This window comes from Myxosarcina sp. GI1 (genome assembly GCF_000756305.1).
Classification (GTDB): domain Bacteria; phylum Cyanobacteriota; class Cyanobacteriia; order Cyanobacteriales; family Xenococcaceae; genus Myxosarcina.
Map to the genome: position 1 here is coordinate 140489 of NZ_JRFE01000016.1, position 19251 is coordinate 159739.

General features: G+C 41.2%; 19 protein-coding genes and 1 pseudogene. 13 read left to right on the forward strand and 7 right to left on the reverse strand.

From position 1 onward, the window contains the following. Nucleotides 1–82: 82 nt before the first annotated feature. From KV40_RS12220 to KV40_RS12235, 4 genes are all read right to left on the reverse strand, one after another. Complete coding sequence (locus KV40_RS12220; RefSeq protein ID WP_036481587.1) at nt 83–421, reverse strand: YbaB/EbfC family nucleoid-associated protein; 339 nt, start codon at nt 419–421, stop codon at nt 83–85. A gap of 73 nt (nt 422–494) precedes the next feature. Further along, complete coding sequence (murB, locus tag KV40_RS12225; RefSeq protein WP_036481589.1) at nt 495–1382, reverse strand: UDP-N-acetylmuramate dehydrogenase; 888 nt, start codon at nt 1380–1382, stop codon at nt 495–497. Beyond that, entirely contained in the window at nt 1372–2805 is a 1434-nt protein-coding gene (gene murC, locus KV40_RS12230) for a UDP-N-acetylmuramate--L-alanine ligase (protein WP_371260777.1), read from the reverse strand. Before murC ends, murB begins: the two co-directional genes overlap by 11 nt. A gap of 345 nt (nt 2806–3150) precedes the next feature. Further along, the gene (locus KV40_RS12235) at nt 3151–3333 is read right to left on the reverse strand and encodes a hypothetical protein (RefSeq protein ID WP_036481595.1); all 183 of its coding nucleotides are present in this window, start codon (nt 3331–3333) and stop codon (nt 3151–3153) included. An 83-nt stretch (nt 3334–3416) separates the two neighbouring features. Here KV40_RS12235 and KV40_RS12240 point away from each other — a divergent pair, with 83 nt between their 5' ends. The 5 genes and pseudogenes from KV40_RS12240 (at nt 3417) to KV40_RS37305 (ending at nt 9017) form a co-directional block, all read left to right on the forward strand. Beyond that, complete coding sequence (locus tag KV40_RS12240; protein WP_036481597.1) at nt 3417–4430, forward strand: type I glyceraldehyde-3-phosphate dehydrogenase; 1014 nt, start codon at nt 3417–3419, stop codon at nt 4428–4430. Between the two features lie 430 nt (nt 4431–4860). Then, entirely contained in the window at nt 4861–6105 is a 1245-nt protein-coding gene (locus KV40_RS12245) for an MFS transporter (RefSeq protein WP_036481599.1), read from the forward strand. Between the two features lie 90 nt (nt 6106–6195). After that, nucleotides 6196–7200, forward strand: a complete 1005-nt coding sequence (locus KV40_RS12250; protein WP_036481919.1) for a TIGR00341 family protein — start codon at nt 6196–6198, stop codon at nt 7198–7200. Nucleotides 7201–7388: 188 nt separating this feature from the next. After that, entirely contained in the window at nt 7389–7817 is a 429-nt protein-coding gene (locus tag KV40_RS12255; RefSeq protein WP_052055588.1) for a hypothetical protein, read from the forward strand. Nucleotides 7818–8133: 316 nt separating this feature from the next. Next, nucleotides 8134–9017 (forward strand): annotated as a pseudogene (locus KV40_RS37305) (ATP-dependent Clp protease proteolytic subunit). A 27-nt stretch (nt 9018–9044) separates the two neighbouring features. Here KV40_RS37305 and KV40_RS12265 read toward each other — a convergent pair. Together KV40_RS12265 and KV40_RS12270 are read right to left on the reverse strand one after the other, a co-directional pair. Beyond that, nucleotides 9045–10079, reverse strand: coding sequence for an AI-2E family transporter (locus KV40_RS12265; protein WP_036481602.1), 1035 nt, complete (start codon nt 10077–10079; stop codon nt 9045–9047). 64 nt (nt 10080–10143) lie between these two features. Further along, the gene (locus tag KV40_RS12270) at nt 10144–11349 is read right to left on the reverse strand and encodes a NupC/NupG family nucleoside CNT transporter (protein WP_036481605.1); all 1206 of its coding nucleotides are present in this window, start codon (nt 11347–11349) and stop codon (nt 10144–10146) included. Nucleotides 11350–11498: 149 nt separating this feature from the next. Here KV40_RS12270 and KV40_RS12275 point away from each other — a divergent pair, with 149 nt between their 5' ends. The 7 genes from KV40_RS12275 (at nt 11499) to KV40_RS12305 (ending at nt 17494) form a co-directional block, all read left to right on the forward strand. Then, nucleotides 11499–12635: a methyltransferase domain-containing protein gene (locus tag KV40_RS12275; protein ID WP_036481608.1), complete on the forward strand. Its 1137-nt coding sequence runs from the start codon at nt 11499–11501 to the stop codon at nt 12633–12635. Between the two features lie 182 nt (nt 12636–12817). Then, nucleotides 12818–14155, forward strand: coding sequence for an ABC transporter substrate-binding protein (locus tag KV40_RS12280; protein ID WP_052055589.1), 1338 nt, complete (start codon nt 12818–12820; stop codon nt 14153–14155). A 205-nt stretch (nt 14156–14360) separates the two neighbouring features. Next, nucleotides 14361–14834 (forward strand): superoxide dismutase, Ni, encoded by a 474-nt coding sequence (gene sodN, locus KV40_RS12285; protein ID WP_036481611.1) that lies wholly within the window; start codon nt 14361–14363, stop codon nt 14832–14834. Nucleotides 14835–15086: 252 nt separating this feature from the next. Further along, nucleotides 15087–15617 carry a 16S rRNA (guanine(966)-N(2))-methyltransferase RsmD gene (rsmD, locus tag KV40_RS12290; RefSeq protein WP_036481615.1) on the forward strand — a complete coding sequence of 177 codons (531 nt, stop codon included), beginning with the start codon at nt 15087–15089 and terminating at the stop codon, nt 15615–15617. A 3-nt stretch (nt 15618–15620) separates the two neighbouring features. Further along, a complete protein-coding gene (locus KV40_RS12295; RefSeq protein ID WP_036481618.1) occupies nt 15621–16028 on the forward strand; it encodes a YidH family protein in 408 nt (135 codons plus the stop codon). 17 nt (nt 16029–16045) lie between these two features. Further along, the gene (locus KV40_RS12300; RefSeq protein WP_036481622.1) at nt 16046–16426 is read left to right on the forward strand and encodes a YidH family protein; all 381 of its coding nucleotides are present in this window, start codon (nt 16046–16048) and stop codon (nt 16424–16426) included. A gap of 63 nt (nt 16427–16489) precedes the next feature. Then, complete coding sequence (locus KV40_RS12305; protein ID WP_036481625.1) at nt 16490–17494, forward strand: glutathione S-transferase family protein; 1005 nt, start codon at nt 16490–16492, stop codon at nt 17492–17494. Between the two features lie 38 nt (nt 17495–17532). Here KV40_RS12305 and KV40_RS12310 read toward each other — a convergent pair whose 3' ends face one another. Next, entirely contained in the window at nt 17533–18234 is a 702-nt protein-coding gene (locus KV40_RS12310; protein ID WP_036481627.1) for a pirin family protein, read from the reverse strand. A gap of 115 nt (nt 18235–18349) precedes the next feature. Between KV40_RS12310 and KV40_RS12315 the strand changes: the two genes are divergently transcribed. Next, entirely contained in the window at nt 18350–19234 is an 885-nt protein-coding gene (locus tag KV40_RS12315; RefSeq protein ID WP_036481629.1) for a LysR family transcriptional regulator, read from the forward strand. Nucleotides 19235–19251: the final 17 nt, after the last annotated feature.

Here is a 19251-nt window from a genome sequence, read left to right on the forward strand (position 1 = left end):
AAGGGTAAAGGGTAAGGGATAAAGGATCAGAATTTTAAAATATTCTTTTTTACCTTTTACCTTTTACCTTTTACCTTTTGTTCTACATTCCAGGAAGATTTAAACCGCTGGTAAGTTCTTCCATGCGCGATCGCATCATTTCTGTAGATTTGTCGTAAGCATCTTTCATTGCTGTGGAGACAGATTCGGACAGAGTTTCCGCACCTTGACCCATAGCATCGGGAGAAATTTCTACGCGACGGGGTTCCTGGTTACCGCTCATTACTACCTTAACTAAGCCGTCTGCGCTAGTACCTTCAATTTCTAGCTGTTCTAACTCAGCTTGAAGTGCCTGCGCTCCCTTTTGAACTTCCTGCGCTTTTTGAAAAGCGTTGGCAAGTTCTTTCATTTTTCCGAGTGGACCAAATCCTTTTCCTACCATGTTGATTATTTATTCTATTGTGTTAACTACAAAATTAATTAGAGCGGACAATTTTACTATAAAATAGACTCGCCTAAAATTCCCCTATTAGTCTAACTTCTGGCTCTAAAGTTACCGACCAATGAGCTTCTACTTTCTCTTGAGCGTAACGAATCAGGTTAAATACATCAACTGCTTTAGCCGCGCCGCAGTTAAGAATAAAGTTGGCGTGGCGCTGAGCGATTTGAGCATCGCCAATTTTATAGCCTTTTAAGCCAAGCTGCTCGATCAGCCAGCCAGCAGCGCGGGGCTGAGGGTTACGAAATACGCTACCACAGCTAGGAAGATGATAGGGCTGGGTGGTTTTACGCTGCGTCCAGTTTTGCTGAGATATCGCCGATATTTCTTGCTTGCTAAAGCCTGGCTCTAGCTGCATGGTGGCTTTAACTACCAGTCGGTTATCTCCTTGCAGGTTAGAAGTACGATAGGCATAAGCCAAATCTTCAGGTTTTAATTCTTCTATAGTTCCGTCGGGAGATAACACAGTTGCACTGACCAAAATGTCTGCCATGCACTGTTGATGCGCCCCTGCATTCATCACTACTCCGCCGCCTACAGTACCTGGAATACCCACTGCCCACTCCAGCCCCTTTAAACCTCTTTTGGCAGCTTTCCAAGCCAGTTTGGCGATCGCCTCTCCCCCTTCTGCAGTTAGCAAACCCGTTTCGGGATCGAACTCATAGCCGCGCAGGTTGCGAGTAGAAATAGTCAACCCAGCAATGCCGCGATCGCTAATCAGTAAATTCGATCCCGCACCCAGTAGAGTTAGGGGTAAATCCTGCTTGAGATACCATTCAAAGCTAGCGGCAAGTTCGTCCCAGTTTCTCGGTGCTACATACCACTCGGCACTGCCACCAACTTTATAGGAAGTTTGGGGTGCTAGAGATACGCCAGCTTGTATTAGACATCTTTCATCGTTCATCGTTTATTATCTCGATCGCTTTAGGTATGATTTGATTGAGATTTCCCGCTCCCAGAAACATTGCCAAATCTCCCGACCGTAAAATCTCGCTGTTGAGAAACTTATCTAAAGTTGCCAGATCGTCGTGATAGTAAACTTGTTGATGATTTTTGGCAATCTCTGCTACTAAGTCTTTACCACTGATGCCGTTAACGTTAGTTTCTCCCGCACTATATATATCGGTAATTACTACTAGGTCGGCATCACTAAAAACAGTCGCAAATTCCTGAAGAAAAGTTTCCGTACGAGTATAGCGATGGGGCTGAAAAATCGCCACAACTCTTTTAAAATTATTGTCTCCTTCTACTCTCAAACGTGCTGCTGCTAGAGTAACTTCAATTTCACTTGGATGGTGAGCGTAGTCATCGATAAAGGTGATGCCGCCAGCTTCCCCGCGATGCTCGAACCGTCGTTTAGTGCCGCCAAAACCAGCTAGAGCCTTAGCAATTGCACCAAATTCCAAACCCAGCTTTCTGCCTACTGCTACTGCTGCTAGAGCGTTACTTAGATTGTGTTTGCCGAGTAGCTGTAGCTGCAATTCTCCCAGACAAACACCCCGTTCCCAAACTTTAGCTTTACTACCGCGATCGCCATAAGTTACTTCTGTCACCGTATAGTCGGCTCCTCGTTCTGGGTCGAGGCTGTAACTAATAGTGATGGCTAATTCTTCGCGAATGAGGCGATCGTCGAGACAGCCAATTAAAGTATTACACTGTCCTGCAAAAATCTGAAAAATATCTACGACTTCTCTAATATCTTTATAGCGATCGGGATGATCTAACTCAATATTGGTAATTACTCCAATATTCGGAGAATGTTTGACTAAAGAGCCATCAGATTCGTCTGCTTCGGCTACCAAATAGTTGCTATTACCTACGCGAGCGTTACCCTGCCAGGCATCTACCTCGCCGCCAACAATAATTGTGGGGTCTAAATCTGTTTCCAATAGCATATAGCCAATCATACTGCTGGTGGTAGTTTTACCGTGCGTTCCCGAAACGGCAATACTTTCATATTCGTCGATCGATGCTGCCAATAAATCGGAGCGATGAAAAATCGGACAGCCTAATTCTACTGCTGCGCGATATTCGGGATTGGTTTTAGCGATCGCCGTAGAACAAATAACTTGTGGTAAAAAATCTGCTGCATCTTTAGCTGCAACACTATACCTTGTGACTAATTCTTCGCCTGAGTTAGCTGCGTGTGTCGATATGGGCAGACGTTCCTTAAAGCGATCGCTAAAAAATTGTATATTTTTGGCTTCTTGACGATTAAAAATATTTACGCCCAAAGACTGAAGACGTTGGGTAATGTGGCTTTCTTTGAGGTCAGAACCCGATACTGGCAGCTTGCGTCGAGCAACAACATAAGCCAATGCCGACATTCCTATGCCGCCAATTCCAATAAAATGAAACGGTCTGCCTGTCAGATCTACTTTTGACACTCTCTATTCTCCTTGCGTAACACACACGATGTGAACTTATGGCTGCGGCATTGCTGCTCGACAATACGGGCTATGATAGCAATAATTTTTTAGAGTTAGTTAAAAACAAGCAGTTATAAATACCCAAATTAATGATTTGAATTGATAAACAACTAAAATGTGGCGCGATCGCATCTCTAGCTTTTAAAAGATGCCATTTAGAGCTTAATTAACGTTTCTTAAAAAAATACGAGATATATTTTTTTAAGGTTGAAGTTCGGTTACAAAGGCTAGCATCCGAGCTTTTTAAAACCTCACAGAATCTTTGATTCGGTAATAAGAGGAAACATACTCTTGCTGGTCGTTTCCGAAAATTCCTCTAGGTGCGAGATCGGTTTGAAATTCGACAGTTTTTTGGCTTTCTTCACTAACCTTAGTTTTACTTCTCAAAAAAGTTTTATTCATCCAATCGGTTGCAATTAACCTCATGAAATGTTCGTGCTTTACGATATTATTAGTCTTATTAAGTATGTATTAATCAATTAACCTACAGAATTAGAGGGCAATAAGTAGTGGTTAGAGTAGCAATTAACGGTTTCGGACGTATTGGACGTAATTTTTTAAGATGCTGGTTGAGCAGAGACAGTAGTAACCTAGAGGTAATAGGAATTAACGATACTTCCGATCCCGATACTAATGCTCATCTATTGAAATACGATTCAATGTTGGGCATTTGCGATGCTGATATTGAAGCCGATGCAAATTCTTTAATTGTCAACGGCAAAACTATTAAATGTGTATCAGACCGCAATCCTTTAAATTTACCTTGGAAAGAATGGGATATTGACATCGTCATCGAATCTACTGGCGTTTTTCGTGATGAAGCAGGTGCGGGCAAACATTTACAGGCTGGTGCCAAGAAAGTAATCATTACCGCTCCTGGAAAAGGAGGTAAAATTGGCACTTATGTTATGGGGGTCAATGACAAAGATTACAAACCTGGTGAATTTGATGTTCTCAGTAACGCTAGCTGTACGACTAACTGTCTTGCCCCTGTAGCTAAAGTCATCCATGATAAATTTGGCATTATCAAAGGGTCGATGACTACTACGCACAGCTATACAGGCGACCAACGTATTCTCGATGCCAGCCATCGCGATATTCGTCGTGCTAGAGCTGCGGCAATTAATATCGTTCCCACCTCTACTGGTGCAGCTAAAGCAGTAGCATTAGTAATACCAGAACTCAAAGGTAAGTTAAATGGTATTGCTTTGCGCGTACCTACTCCTAACGTCTCGGTTGTCGATCTCGTCGCTCAAGTTGAGAAAAAGACTATTACCGAAGAAGTTAACGGTGCATTAAGAGCTGCTGCTGAAGGCGAAATGAAAGGTATTTTAGGTTTTACTGACAAAGAGTTGGTATCTAGCGATTTTCGTAAAACTGATGTTTCTTCAACTGTCGATGGTTCGTTAACTATGGTTATGGACGGTGACATGGTTAAAGTTATTGCCTGGTATGACAATGAGTGGGGTTACTCGCAACGAGTTGTCGATTTGGCAGAATTAGTCGCTGAAAAATGGCAGTAATAGTTCGGGATAATAGTTAAATAGTTTCACTCTTGTGGGGGCATTTTAGTTATTGCCCCCAATTTTTGTAGTTGTCGTTATGTAAATTTTTTGTTACACTAATTTACATAAGTTAAAAAACGCCAGCCAATCTAAATATATAGGCTTGCTAAATATAGCGTAATTTTTATCTCTGTCTGCAACAGTAAGTAGTTTTGCTGACAACTCATTTAACAATCGATTTCTCCTGAACTCTGCCTTCGGTTTGTCAACCGAAGCTTTTTTTTGTCAACTCAAACAGCATTTATCAGTCACATTAGGTAAACTTTGGATTGGTAAGGCACTAGCAACCGAGCACTAAGCTCTAGAAATTTTAACGATTATTACTCGATCGAAATTTGTACTTATCTAATAAGAACCTCGCTGTAAAAGCTTCTGTTGCCGATGATTAATGTTTAAATCTCAATTTCGTTTACCTAATTTCGATCGCCAAGTTTGGATTTTAGCTACTGGGAGGTTGCTGCTAGAAATTGGCACTGGATTTACCCTGTTTTACGCACCAATATTTTTTGTCAATCAAGTAGGAATTTCGGCAACTTTAGTCGGTGTTGCTATTGGTAGCGGTTCGGTTTCGGGAGTGGTAGGACGTTTTTTAGGCGGACAAGGTGCAGATTCACCTCGATGGGGTCGTAGGGGGATTTTGTTGGCTGCTGCCGCTGTTTCGGCTTTAGCCGATGTCTTTTTGGCTGCTGCTGGCAATTTTCCCATGTTGGTTATCGGCAATTTACTTATGGGTTTTGGAGTTGGGATGTACTGGCCTGCTACCGAAGCCGCAATTATCGATCTAACTACTAAAGAACAGCGCAATGAAGCCTTTGGTATTACCAGACTTGCCGATAGCTTGGGTTTGGGCTTAGGTGTGGTTTTAGGAGGAGCATTAATTGCTAATTCGGGTAGTTACCGCACTTTATTTATCATTGACGGAATTTCTTTTGTGGTGTTTTTTGGCGTTATTTACTTTGCCATTGTCGAAACCTATAAATTTGACGAAAAACAACCTAAAACTAGCAGTGGTTGGGGAGCGGCATTAAGAGATCGCGCCTTAATGGTATATCTGCTCGTCAGTATTCTGTTTACGACCTATCTCTCTCAGGTTCAAAGCACCATTCCGCTTTATTTCAAAAACTTTGTCCAAATGGGAGAAACTGTTGGCTTTTCCGAACAGGCTATTAGCGGTTTATTTACCTGGCATATTGTCTTTGCTGCTATTTGTCAGCTACCAATGGCAAGACTACTCAATCGACTGACTCGCATTCGCGGGTTGATGTTGTCTTTGGTATTCTGGGGCGTAGGATTTATTTTAGTCATGGTAACGGGAGTCGTAAAAGACTGGACTATAGTTTGGGCAGTTTTGACTTTGGGGGTGATGTCTTTAGGCATGACTAGCTATACGCCATCGGCTTCGGCTTTAGTTGCCGATTTAGCACCAGAATCTTTGCGAGGCGTTTATTTTTCTCTTAATTCTCAATGTTGGGCAATTGGTTATTTTATCGGACCTCCTCTCGGTGGTTGGGCTTTAGACCACGATCGATTTATCAACTATTTTTGGTTAATTTGTGCGATTTCGATTGTTTTTGGCTTTGGAATTTTACAATACCTAAAACGTCTACTGAGCGATCGCCCAAATGCAGTCTAAAATTCAATTTAATATCTTTCAGGCTATGATTGAGTTGCGATCGCTGATGTTCGTACCAAATACATTTAATACAATTTGGTTAAAAAGTTAATGGCTCTACGCTTAATTGAAGTTTTCTTACCTCTAACGGAAGAAAAAAATATTCGGCAACTGCTTTCGTCTGATTCTCACTGGACGAAGGAATCTATCTTTAAGTCACAAGAGCAACTTTTAGTTCAAATCTTACTCGAAGAAGAATGGCTTGAGAGTGTGGCAAGCAAACTAAAAGAAAAATTTGCTCACCTGGAAGATTTTCAACTATTGCTGTTGCCAGTAGAAAGCTTGCCAATTCAAAATGATTCAGAGTCAGCTGAAAATTCCCTTTACCATAAAGACAAACGCAATCAAGAAATTTACGACCGAGTAGCGGAAAGTATTCATCTTTGCAGTACCGAAATTTCTTTAGTAATTCTCTCTACGGCGATCGCAGCTATTGGTCTGGTAGAAGGGAGTGAAGTCGTAATTATTGGGGCGATGGTAATTGCACCTCTGCTCAAACCCAATATGGCACTAGCCGTTGCTACTACTTTTGGAGATTTATCTCTGGCAATTAAAACCGTTAAAGTAGGTCTGACAGAAATTTTTCTATCTTTATTACTTTCAATCTGTTTGGGCATCCTGGTGCCAGTCAATCTATGTATGCAAGAAATTGCCATTAGAACTAGTGTAAACTTTTCCGATGTCGTATTAGCTTTTGCTTCGGGAGCGGCTGGTGCTATTTCGCTAACGGTGGGAGAACAAAGCGCGGTAGTAGGAGTAATGGTTTCGGTGGCATTATTACCTCCTTTGGTAGCTTTGGGGATGCTAATTGGTTCTCAACTGTGGCAACCTGCTGTAGAAACTGCTGTTTTGGTACTAACTAATATTGCTTGTCTCAACTTAGCCGCGATCGCTACCTTTTGGCTGCGGGATATTCGTCCACAGAAGTGGTGGCAAAAATTTCAGGCAGGCAAAATAACTGGAATCGTAACTACTTTTTGGACAATTATTCTAATTCTACTGATTGTGGCTATTTTTATGTTTCAGTTTGATGTAGTTAAAGGCAACTTTCAGTAGATTCTTAGCTGCTAGAGTTTTGTTTACGTTGCAGTTGGTTAAAACTAGTAGTATTCAAACTTCATAACTAGTAGTATCGAAGAATAAAGTAAAACTAAGCATTATAGAAAAATTAAAACAGCTTACAATACGCTCGATACTTTTAAGTCAAGGCGCAAACAACTTGCTAATTATTGGAGTTAACCAACATGAAAGACTTTCGTTTTACTAATAAACAACGGACGAGCAGCTTTAGTGCTGTAAGCAGCGGACAGTACACTCGAAGTTCTAGCAGTTCGAGTTCGTCTAGCGGCACTGCTTCTCAGCAAGCTTTTGTTAATCTCGATGCAGCTAATATCAACTACCCTTATAATCTCAATGTAAATACTTCAGCCGCTAGTCTCAACGGTACTGTTACAGTAAACGGTAAAGCAGTCGCTCAGTTAAACAGCAATCGTTCACATCTTAATCTCTCACCCTATTTATCAATTGGCACTAACGTTATTGAAATTTCAGCCCAGTATTCTCCTAATTCATCTGAAATTGAAGTCAGGCTTTCAGGTGTAGATACTAACGTGGTTCAACAGTCTAGAGGCAGTGGCGTACTAAACTGCACTCTGACAATTTTGGTTGTGTAAACTAGCGATAATTTAGCAGAGAATTGGAACCTTGCTTCGTCCTTTAAGGAAATGAAGTATCGCTTCGCTTGAGAGCAGGGGTAAATTAGTCGGACAAAAATCCCCCTGCATCCTGCACCCTGCTCCCCTGCTTAAACAACCCCTGTCCCTCATACGATTGAGAACCAATGTATTTTTTAAACATGGCTGTATGTACTTATCGTCTTACTAGAACCTATCAACAGGCAATGCACATGACAACTCAAGATAGATCTTCAAAGTTCCAAAAACTGAAACAATAGACGGGGTATATTCGATAATTTACCTGGTTGTAACTATGAACTTTAACTTTTTCGATCTTTTCTGGGTTTTTCTGGCTATTTCTTCTTTGCAACCAGTTTGGCAACGTCGCCGCATCGAAGCTCAACGCATACAGGCAATTAGAGAATTAGAAAGACAGCGAAAAAGTCGAGTTATTTTATTGATTCATCGTCAAGAGTCTATTAGTTTACTAGGTATTCCCCTCTCACGCTATATCTCCATTGAAGATTCAGAGCAAGTCTTGCGAGCCATAAGGCTTACTCCTCCAGATACTCCCATCGATTTAATCTTGCATACGCCTGGCGGTTTGGTTCTAGCAACCGAACAAATTGCCAGGGCTTTAATCCGCCATCGAGCTAAGGTAACGGTATTCGTACCCCACTATGCAATGAGTGGTGGAACAATGTTAGCTTTGGCAGCAGATGAAATTATCATGGACGAAAATGCCGTACTTGGTCCTGTAGATCCTCAACTGGGTAATAGGCAGCAGCAAGTATTTTGCAGGTGTTAAAGCAAAAACCGATTGAAAAAATCGATGACCAAACCTTGATTATGGCAGATCTTTCGCAAAAGGCGATCGCTCAAGTACAGCGTTTTGTACGTACCTTACTTAAAGATGAAATTCCCCAGCCAAAAATTGCTCCCGAAAACGTTGAAGGAATTATCGAGTTATTAACAACGGGAAAAATTACCCACGACTGCCCCATTCCAGCAGAAGAAGCTAGCGAAATTGGTTTGCCAATAACTGTAGGCTTGCCTAAATTTATCTACAGCCTGATGGAACTATATCCCCAACCTTCAGGTGGTAGACCTTCAGTACAGTATATCCCTATGCCCTATAAACCCAATCCGAGTTTGCCAGAAACCAAAGGAAGACCGATGCCCGATCGCAATAGCTAGAAAGTAGTTATATAAATTCTCCCTACTTTAGGTTTTGCCACGTATTTCATCTACATTAAAAAGACTAATTAAAATCCCTGCTAAAGGAATGGAAAGAAATACACCAATCAATCCAGCAACTCTAGCACCTACTAGCAATGCCAAAAACATTACTACTGGATTCATTTGAATGCAACCTTGCATAATTCTGGGCATGAGCAAATTTTCCTCTACTTGCTGTAGTAAGATGCAGCTAATTAATACTTTGAAACCGAGCAAAATTCCCTGGGGTAAGATAATCAGACAAATCAAGCCAATGCCCAATGTTGCTCCAATACCAGGAATTAGATCGAAGACTCCTGCGATCGCAGCTAATGCCACAGCATAGGGAATGCCTAGTAAAACAAATACCAAAAATGCAGACAGGGCGAAGAAAATTGACAGTAGCAATCTACCCCAGAAAAACCCCAGAAAGTTTTTAGAAATTGCCACTGTTAAATCTTCACGTAAATGGGCGGGAAAAAGGCTGAGGGCAAAGTTCCATAACGGCTTACCATCCAGCAGCATAAAAAAAGCAACCACAGCAATCAAAACCAAATCTAGCAGGCTAACCAGTACGTTTTGAATTCCAGCCAGTCCCTTACCAATCAAACCAAGTGCTTTTTCGCGTAACTGTGCCTCGAAAGCATTAAGATCGATCTCATTATTTTGTAAAAAAGGTAGGTTATTGAGAAATTCGAGTGCATTAGACGAGAGTTCGGGAGCCTGTTCTAGTAGTTGCCGTATCTGAGAAACCATCGTCAATCCCAGAGTTGCCATTAAAGTGCCTAAAATGACCAGTGCCAGCAAAAAGACTAGAATAACTGCTAACCATCGGGGCATGAAGCGTGACACTCGGCTAACCGGGTAATCGAGCAAAAATGCCACAATTGTCGCAAAGATAAAAATTATTAATACAGTTTCAAAATAGGCTATTAGCTCGGCGATCGCCCAAGCCAACCCAAATAACAACAGATAGCGAACTAACTGACTATTGTTTAAGTGTTGCCAAAACTTATTACTGCTGGTCTTTGGCTTATTCATCCACTAATTGCTAATAACTTTCTTTTAATTATCCAATTGTCTAATAGAAACATCTACCGCTAGATTACAATAGTATCCCCGTAACACAAGCTGTCATAAAACAGGCAAAAGAACCTGCAATCATTGCTCTCAATCCTAAAACTGCCAAATCCTGCTGTCGCCTGGGCGCGATCGCGCTAAGACCTCCAATTTGAATGCCAATCGAACCGAGATTGGAAAAGCCACATAAAGCGTAGGTAGTAATAATCGTAGCTCTTGGAGAAATAGTCGGCATTAGCTCTTTTAAATCTAAATAAGCGATAAACTCATTGAGAATGACTTTTTTTCCCAACACGCTTCCTATTGACAGACAGTCAGCTATAGGTATGCCCATCAACCAAGCTACGGGAAACATCAAATAAGACAAAATCCATTCCAAAGATAACTGTGGCAATCCCAATTGCATTCCCAACCAGCCTAAAATCGCGTTAATCAAAGCTAGCAGTCCTAAAAAGGCGATTAACATTGCCCCGACATTAAAAGCTAGTTTTAAGCCATCTAGCGCGCCGATAGTAACTGCATCGATCGCATTAGTATAAGTTTGTTTGGTTTTGACTTTTATTTTGTCTGTAGTAAGAGGTTTATCTGTTTCTGGATAAAAGATTTTTGCCATAGCTAACGCTGCTGGTGCAGACATTACCGAAGCTGCAATTAAATGTTCGGCAGGTATGCCAAAAGAAATATATGCCGCCATTACCCCTCCTGCAATGGTGGCAAAACCGCCAGTCATCACTGCATGAAGTTCTGACATAGTTAGTGTGGGTAAGTAGGGCTTGACCATCAATGGTGCTTCTGTCTGTCCGACAAAAATATTAGCCGCACAGCTTAAAGACTCTGCGCCCGAAGTTTTCATGGTTCGCATCATCACCCAGCCTAAAGCAGCGACGACTTTTGGTAATATTTGGTAGTGATAGAGCAAAGAAATAAAAGCCGAAAAAAAGATAATTGTCGGTAAAACCTTAAAAGCAATAAAGTGTTCCTCAAAACCATCGCCAAAGACGAATCTCGCGCCCGAATCGGAAAAATCGAGAAACTGTTGGGCGCGATCGCCTAAAAATTTAAAGATAGTTAGTCCGATCGCCGTTTTAAGAATAAAAACCGCTAAAATTAACTGCAAACCTATTCCCCAAAGTACTGTAGACCAGTTAATTGCTCGGCGATTGACAGAAAGCAAATAAGCGCATCCGACAAAAACTATTAATCCGAGTACAGAAATTATTCGCTCGTTCATTTAGCTGGGTGACAAATCCAAATTTCAGTCGATCTTGCCAGAAGATAGCAAAAAAATCTTAATTAAATCGCTCGTTACCAACAAAACGCGCTAAATTTCTTACCTACTAAAATAATAATTAGAGAGTTTAAGGCACTCAATTTAAAATCATGGTCTTTCTTTATCCTCAAACCATACATCCTCTGATTCCTCAAGCTCATTCGCCCGAAGCAGATTTAGCTTTGGCTAGCGAAACTAAAAACTTTCGTCGAGATTTTTTTCTATTACTTAAAAATAAAATTGAAGAATTAGAGGCTAAATATTCCGAGTCTCAAAATTCCGAATCAGTTTATCGTCATATTCGTAAAGAATTAGACGCAACTCCAGAAATCCAGGCAGCACACCAACGCCGTAGCGAGTTGCAAGATCGTCTTTGGCAACAAGCTACTAGCGAGCTTGAAAGCGATCGCCAGAGATTGGAAAAGGAATTTAAAAGCTATCAAAAGCTCGAAGAAAAGGGGAGAGTAGAATTAGATTCAAAATTTGTCTATCCCCGCTATCAATCAAAAGTCGATATTCATCGGATGCCTGGAGGCTATTTACAAAGCTTAGATGAAGCTGATTTTTGGACGGGAGCGATTTACGACCACGGCGTATTTCTCTACGGACAGGGATGGTTTGGCGGTCTAAATGATGAATTGGGCTACACGTTAATAAACAATGTTCTGCGTAATTATTATCCCGAATTTACCCCACAAAAGATTTTAGATCTGGGTTGTTCGGTCGGTCATAGCACTCTGCCTTATGCTTCAGAATATCCCAATGCCGAGGTGTGGGGAATAGACTTAGGAGCATCTTTATTAAGATACGCTAGTGCCAGAGCCAAAGCTTTAAGTAAAAAAGTTTATTTTGCCCAACAAAATGCCGAAAAAACAGATTTTAAAGATAGTTCTTTCGATCTAGTTGTCAGTCATATCTTGCTACACGAAATTCCTTGTGGTGCCAGGAAACAAGTGTTCGCTGAAAGCTATCGACTATTAAAACCAGGAGGCATCATGGTTCATTTGGAAAGTCAGTTATTTTTATCGCCGCCCAACTTATTTTCTCGTTATTTTCGAGATACCGAAGTATGGGTTAATTCAGAACCTTATTTAGGTTCTTCCAAGCTACCAGACTTTCAAACCTATGCGATGTCTGCTGGATTTAAGCCAGAAGACTTTAAACTTCATCGCGTCCCTGGTTATTATGCTAATCAGCAAGGAAACAAAAATCCTGGATGGCTCGCACTTTGTGCCAGAAAGCGTTAAATAATCAAACAAAAATAGCTAGAATTTTTATTGCCTCTTGCCTCTTGTTTCTCGCCTCTCAAGAGCAAAGTGTACCTTATAAAGCCAGGAAATCATATATTAGTTGGTTGACAAGAGCGCAAAAGCATTATATTAAATTCCAATTGAGTAAAATAGCTCTAAATTGAATAGGAATTTGAAATATGAAAATTTTTAACGGCGATCGCTCCAACCACAAATTTGCTTTGTCTGTTTCGGCGATCGTTGCTACCAGTTTCCTGACGGTTAGCTGCCAGAGTGGGGATTCGGGTAGTGGCGGTCAAACCGATGCAGGGGGCGAGAGTGGAGATGGTTTGAAGTTAGGAGTTTTAGCCCCTACAACTGGTGATTTGGCTTCTATTGGGCAAAATTGGCCTCTCGCCGTTCAGCTAGCGGTAGATACCATCAATGAGTGTGGTGGAGTAAATGAAAGTTCTGTCAGCCTAACTACTCAAGATAGTCAAACCGATCCTACGGCAGGTAGTACGGCGATGACCCAGTTAGCGGAAGTAGATAGAGTAGCTGGCGTAGTCGGAGCTTTTGCCAGTAGCGTTTCTAGTGCGGCTGTAGATATTGCCGTACGCAATAACGTGATGATGGTTTCGCCAGGTAGCACCAGCCCCGTATTTACCGAACGTGCCAGTAATGGCGACTTTAACGGCTACTGGGCGCGTACCGCTCCTCCAGATACCTATCAAGCCCAAGCTCTAGCCGCGTTAGCAGAAAAACAGGGCTTTACAAATGTTTCTACTGTGGTAATCAATAATGACTACGGTGTTGGTTTCGAGCAACAGTTCGTCAAAGCTTTTGAAGGTTTGGGCGGTAAAATTACTGATAAAAGCCAACCAGTCCGCTACGATGCTAAAGCCGCTACCTTTGATACTGAAGCTAAAGCTGCTTTTAGTAATAATCCCGATGCTGTGGCTGCCATACTTTATGCCGAAACTGGTAGCGTATTGCTTAAATCTGCTTACGAGCAAGGTTTGACTGATGGGGTAACGGTATTACTAACCGATGGCGTGTATTCCGAAGATTTTATCAGGCAAGTAGGTGAAACCCAAGATGGCAAATCGATTATTAGTGGAGCTTTAGGAACGGTTCCTGGTGCTAACGGACAAGCACTAGAATCTTTTACCCAACTCTGGCAAGAAGAAACGGGTAAAGAATTAACGGCTTTTTTACCTCATAACTGGGATGCCGCAGTTTTAATGATGCTAGCTGCCGAAGCTGCCGATGAAAATACGGGTGAAGGAATTAAAAACAATATTCTTGAAGTAGCTAATGCTCCTGGTACGGAAGTCAGCGATGCTTGCGAAGCGATGGAGTTGGTTCGTAATGGTGAAGATATTAACTATCAGGGAGCGAGCGGTAATGTCGATATTGATAGTAATGGCGATGTTGTCGGTAGTTATGATGTCTGGCAAGTAAAAGATGATGGCAGTCTAGAAGTAATAGATAATGTTACTCCCGCTACTTCTAATGCTAGTTCCAGTCAAGAATAGATGTGACTGCAAAGCATAAGCCTTCTGGGCTTATCGCCTTAAAAATGTATACTTCTTGCAAAGCAACACACGATCGCACTAAGCTCTAAATAGGAAAAGAAAACAAAGATATAAAAATACAATCTTTTCTTTTCCGATGCAAACATTTACGACCGAACGCGAGCGCGACTCGGTTCGAGCTTGCACACCCCATCAAAAATAAACTATGTTGAAACAACTAATTACTACATTTAAAAATTTCTTTCCCGCACCAGAAGTTAGCGCACACTGCGATGGTCCCTGTGGCGTTTACGACCCTGCATCGGCTCGTATTGCTGCCGAAGCAGTAGTTTCGATGACTAAAAAAATTCTTGAATTAGAGCATCCCGACATTGGTAACAAGTCAGCGATGATTGAATATCATAATACTTTGTCTCGCTTTGTTACCATTAAAGAAGAACAAGCTCAAATCACCAAAGACGAGCTTTTGATTTTGTGGACAGATTACTTTAAACCCAAACATTTAGAACAATACCCCGATTTACATGATACTTTCTGGAAAGCAGCCAAACTTTGCTCTGCTTGTAAGGTAGAAGTAAGCTCCCAACACGCTAACGAACTAATGGATGCAGTTCATAAAATCCACGATATGTTCTGGTCTAGCAAAGAAAAAGATGTTACCTGGTATAAAGCTAGCTAGTTAGTCTTTTGAAATTAATTTTAAAAGAGGTGGGTTAATATTATTAACTCACCTTTTTTACTTTTGAGCGAGGATAGAAAAATAGCAAATGGTTTGAAAAATAAGATTTATAACCACCATATTTATATATTAATTATCGCCACTAGCCAGTTCTTATAAGAACTTATGCTTATGCAAAATCAATTACATAGCGATCGCTAAAAAAACGGAGAATATGTTCTGAGATTATGCCAAACTAAATTTTAAAACCCAATGAGAATTTATGGCAATCGACAGCTAAAAACCATACCAGGACAAGCCACTCGCCCAACATCAGCCAAAGTCAGAGAAGCAATCTTTAATATTTGGCAGGGAGAAATTGCAGACTGTTGCTGGTTGGATTTGTGTGCTGGCAACGGCTCGATGGGTGCAGAGGCTTTATGCCGCGACGCTCAAAAAGTAGTTGGAATAGAAAAATATGGTAAAGCCTGTGGCGTAATTCGCGAAAACTGGCAACAGCTAGCCAAACCCGAACAGAACTGGCAAATTATTAAAGGAGATGTTTTATCTAAAATCAAGCGACTGGCAGGACAACAGTTCGATCGCATCTATTTCGATCCGCCTTATGACAGTTACTTATACCTACCAGTTCTCAAAGCAATTTCCTCTTTAAAATTACTGGCACCCGCAGGTGAAATTGCCGTCGAACACGATCCTCGACTGTGGCAACCCAAAAAGATACCAGGCTTAGAAATCTATCGCACTAAAACCTACGGCAAAACAGCAATAACTTTTTATCAGTAGCTCATGAGCCGAATACCTCCTGAAAATTCAAGAAATGTCGCTACCGAACTTGCCAAAGAACGCAATCGTGCTGCTGCCGAACGCACCTTGATGGCGTGGATTCGCACCTGTCTTTCGCTGATTAGCTTTGGTTTTGGAATCGATCGCGTCGTAGCGGCAATTGATGCTTCTCAAGCAAACGAACGTTTTAATTCTCTGCATCTATCTCGCCTTCTCGGACTGGCATTTATTGCCCTGGGTACTTACGCCATGCTAGCAGCAGCGATCGAACACCAACAAGAACTCACTCATATTCAAAAAGAGCAATATTTCTACAAACCCCGTCGCTCTTTAGGATTGACTGTAGCAATTGGATTGATTTTTATCGGTGCATTTGCCTTTGCTGGTATTGTAATTAACTCATTTAGGTAAATCTATTTTTCAGAACTATGAGTTCGACTAATGAATTAGCCAAAGAACGCAACCGCGCTGCTGCCGAACGCACTCTGCTTGGCTGGATACAAAGAAGCGTAGCTTTAATTGGTTTTGGCGTAGCCTTCGAGCAAATATATATAGGTATTAAAGTTATATTTCCTCTAACCGATCTTACCTTCAAAATACAACTTGTTTATTTTTTAAGCTTGACCTTTGTTGGTGTGGGAATATTTTTATTAATTTTAGCAATTAGGCAGTATTCATTACAGGTTAGAGCGATCGAGCGTAATAATTATCTACTTTTTCCCAGTCGTCCTTTTAATTCGATCGCCACCTTAGCAATCATTTTGTTTGGAATTTTGTGCTTATTAGCTATTTCGATTAAGTTAAATTAGCGATCGCCTCTACAAAGTTACTTGCACCATAATAAAAATAGAGGATAAAAAAAATTTTACACAATGTCTAAAAATAAATCTCTTCCTAGCAAATTTATTGTCAAACTTGGCAAGTTTGTCTGGACGACTATGTGGCAGATTATGATGTCGCAACTCGCGCCGCGCAGCGACTCTGGAGAATACATTCGTCCTGAAAGTCAGTTTAGAGACTTTATTAGCACCGAAGCTGATAACCCCTACCAACCAGAAGCTAATCGCTATCGTCTGTATGTCGGTTTGGGCTGTCCCTGGGCGCATCGTACTTTGGTAACTAGAGCTTTAAAAGGTTTAGAAGATGCGATCGCTGTATCGTTGGTTTACCCTTCTGTAGATTCAGGTATTTGGGTATTAGAAAAACCCGAATTGGGCTGTCAGACTTTACCCGATCTCTATCAGTTAGCGCAGCCTGGTTATAAAGGACGCTGCACCGTTCCCGTATTGTGGGATAGCAAGAACCAGACAATTGTAAATAATGAAAGTGCCGAAATCATCGTGATGCTGAATAAGTTTGGCTGCGGCACAAATTCGGATTTAGATCTCTATCCAGATAAGCTAAAAGAGCAGATCGATCGCTGGAACGACAAAATTTATCACACAGTTAATAATGGGGTATATCGCTGCGGTTTCGCTCAAACTCAGTCAGCTTACGATCGCGCTTGCGAAGAATTGTTTACTACTTTAGATGAAATCGATCGCGCTTTAAATACCAATCGCTATCTCTGCGGCGATACGGTTACTTTAGCTGATGTGCGGCTGTTTACAACTTTATTTCGCTTTGATATTGTCTATCACGGTTTATTTAAGTGCAACCGCCGCCGCATTCGCGATTACGATAATTTAGGGGCTTATCTGCGAGATTTATATCAGTTACCAGGAGTCGCCGCCACCTGCGATTTAGAAAGCATCAAACGAGACTATTACGGTAATTTATTCCCTCTCAACCCTGGAGGAATTATTCCCGCTGGACCCGATCTTACCAATCTCGACCAACCCCATCATAGAGAGAAGGTTGCGGCAAACGTTAATTAAATAATTGTAGAGGCAAGGCAGTGCCTTGCCTTTATTAATTAAGCAAGATCGAACAACAGAATTTCGGTATCGTTGGTAGTAGCAGCGATCGCAATTTCGGATTTTTGGGTAATAGCAGCACCATCACCAGCCTGGAAAACTTTACCATCGATCTCTACCGCTCCTCTGGCTATTTGTAGCCACAATGAGCGGTTGTTGTCTGTAATGTAATCCAGGCGATCGCTTTCATTTAAACTAGCTACATAAAGATTGGCATCTTGATGAATTGTGACTGAATTATCTCTACCATCTGGAGATGCTACCAACCTTAATTTTCCCTGTCTTTCAGCTAAAGAAAAATGTTTTTGTTCGTAGCTGGGTTTGATTCCCGAACGATCTGGCAAAATCCAAATTTGTAGCAAGTGAACTAAATCGGTGCTTGAGGCGTTAAATTCGCTATGAGCAATACCAGTACCCGCAGACATCCTTTGCACATCTCCAGGACGAATAACAGAACCATTACCAATACTATCTTTATGAGCTAATTCTCCTGCCAACACGTAGGTAATAATTTCCATATCTCGGTGGCTATGTGTACCAAAACCCATACCTGGCTGGATTAAATCTTCATTAATTACCCGCAGACTGGCAAATCCCATGTGGTTGCGATCGTAATAGTTACCAAAAGAAAAGGTATGTCTGCTATCGAGCCAACCAAAATTAGCATTTCCTCTTTCTTGGGCTGGACGAACGGTAATCATCTTTTTTACCTCTTGTTTGAGAATTATTTTGTTCTTAGTTATATTATGTATTGTTTAACAAAAAAAGACAATATAGTATTTGATAGACACATTGTATTCAAAAAATCTACAATCTATGGATAAATTTGAAAGTATGCGTGCCTTTACACGGGTAGTAGAAGAAGGCGGTTTTGCTGCTGCTGCGCGAAAGATGCAGCTATCCCGTTCGGCTGTTAACAAGCTAGTAATCAACCTCGAAGATAGCTTAGGCGTGCAGTTACTCTATCGCACGACTCGTCAGGTTACACCTACAGATACTGGTAAAGCCTTTTACGAACGGTGTATAGAAATTCTTGGCAGTGTAGAAGAAGCAGAAATTGCGGTTACACAACAGCATAGCGAACCCAAAGGCATACTTAAAATTAATGCGCCCATGTCTTTCGGTGTTTCGGTTTTGGGAACACAAATAGCGGAATTTATGGCTCGTTATCAAGATCTTAAAATTCAGTTGACTTTGGAAGATCGGTTTGTAGATCCAATCGCTGAAGGCTATGACTTAGTTATTCGTATTGGTACGCCATTAGAATCACCTAGTTTAGTAGCAAAAAATCTTACTACCCTACCTCGCGTTATTTGTGCAGCACCAAGTTATCTTAAAACAGCAGGAGTTCCTACTCAACCAAGTCAACTAAAAAACCATCGTTGTTTGCATTACGGTTACTTAGCAACGGGTTTTCAGTGGCATTTAATTAGTAAAGAAGCAGAAGAAAGAGTGGCAATTGAAGGAGTTTTTTGTTCTAATAACGGTGAAGTTTTAAGAGATGCTGCTGTTAGAGGTTTGGGAATTGCTATTCTGCCAGTTTTTATTGTCGAAAGAGAACTAGAGCGAGGAGAGCTACAAATTGTTCTGTCCGATTATCATCCACCAGAATTAAGCTTATGTGTTATCTATCCCGTAAATCGCCAGCTTGCTACTAAAGTAAAAGTATTTACTCAGTTTCTTCAAGAATGTTTTTTATAAACTTTATTACCTCGTAC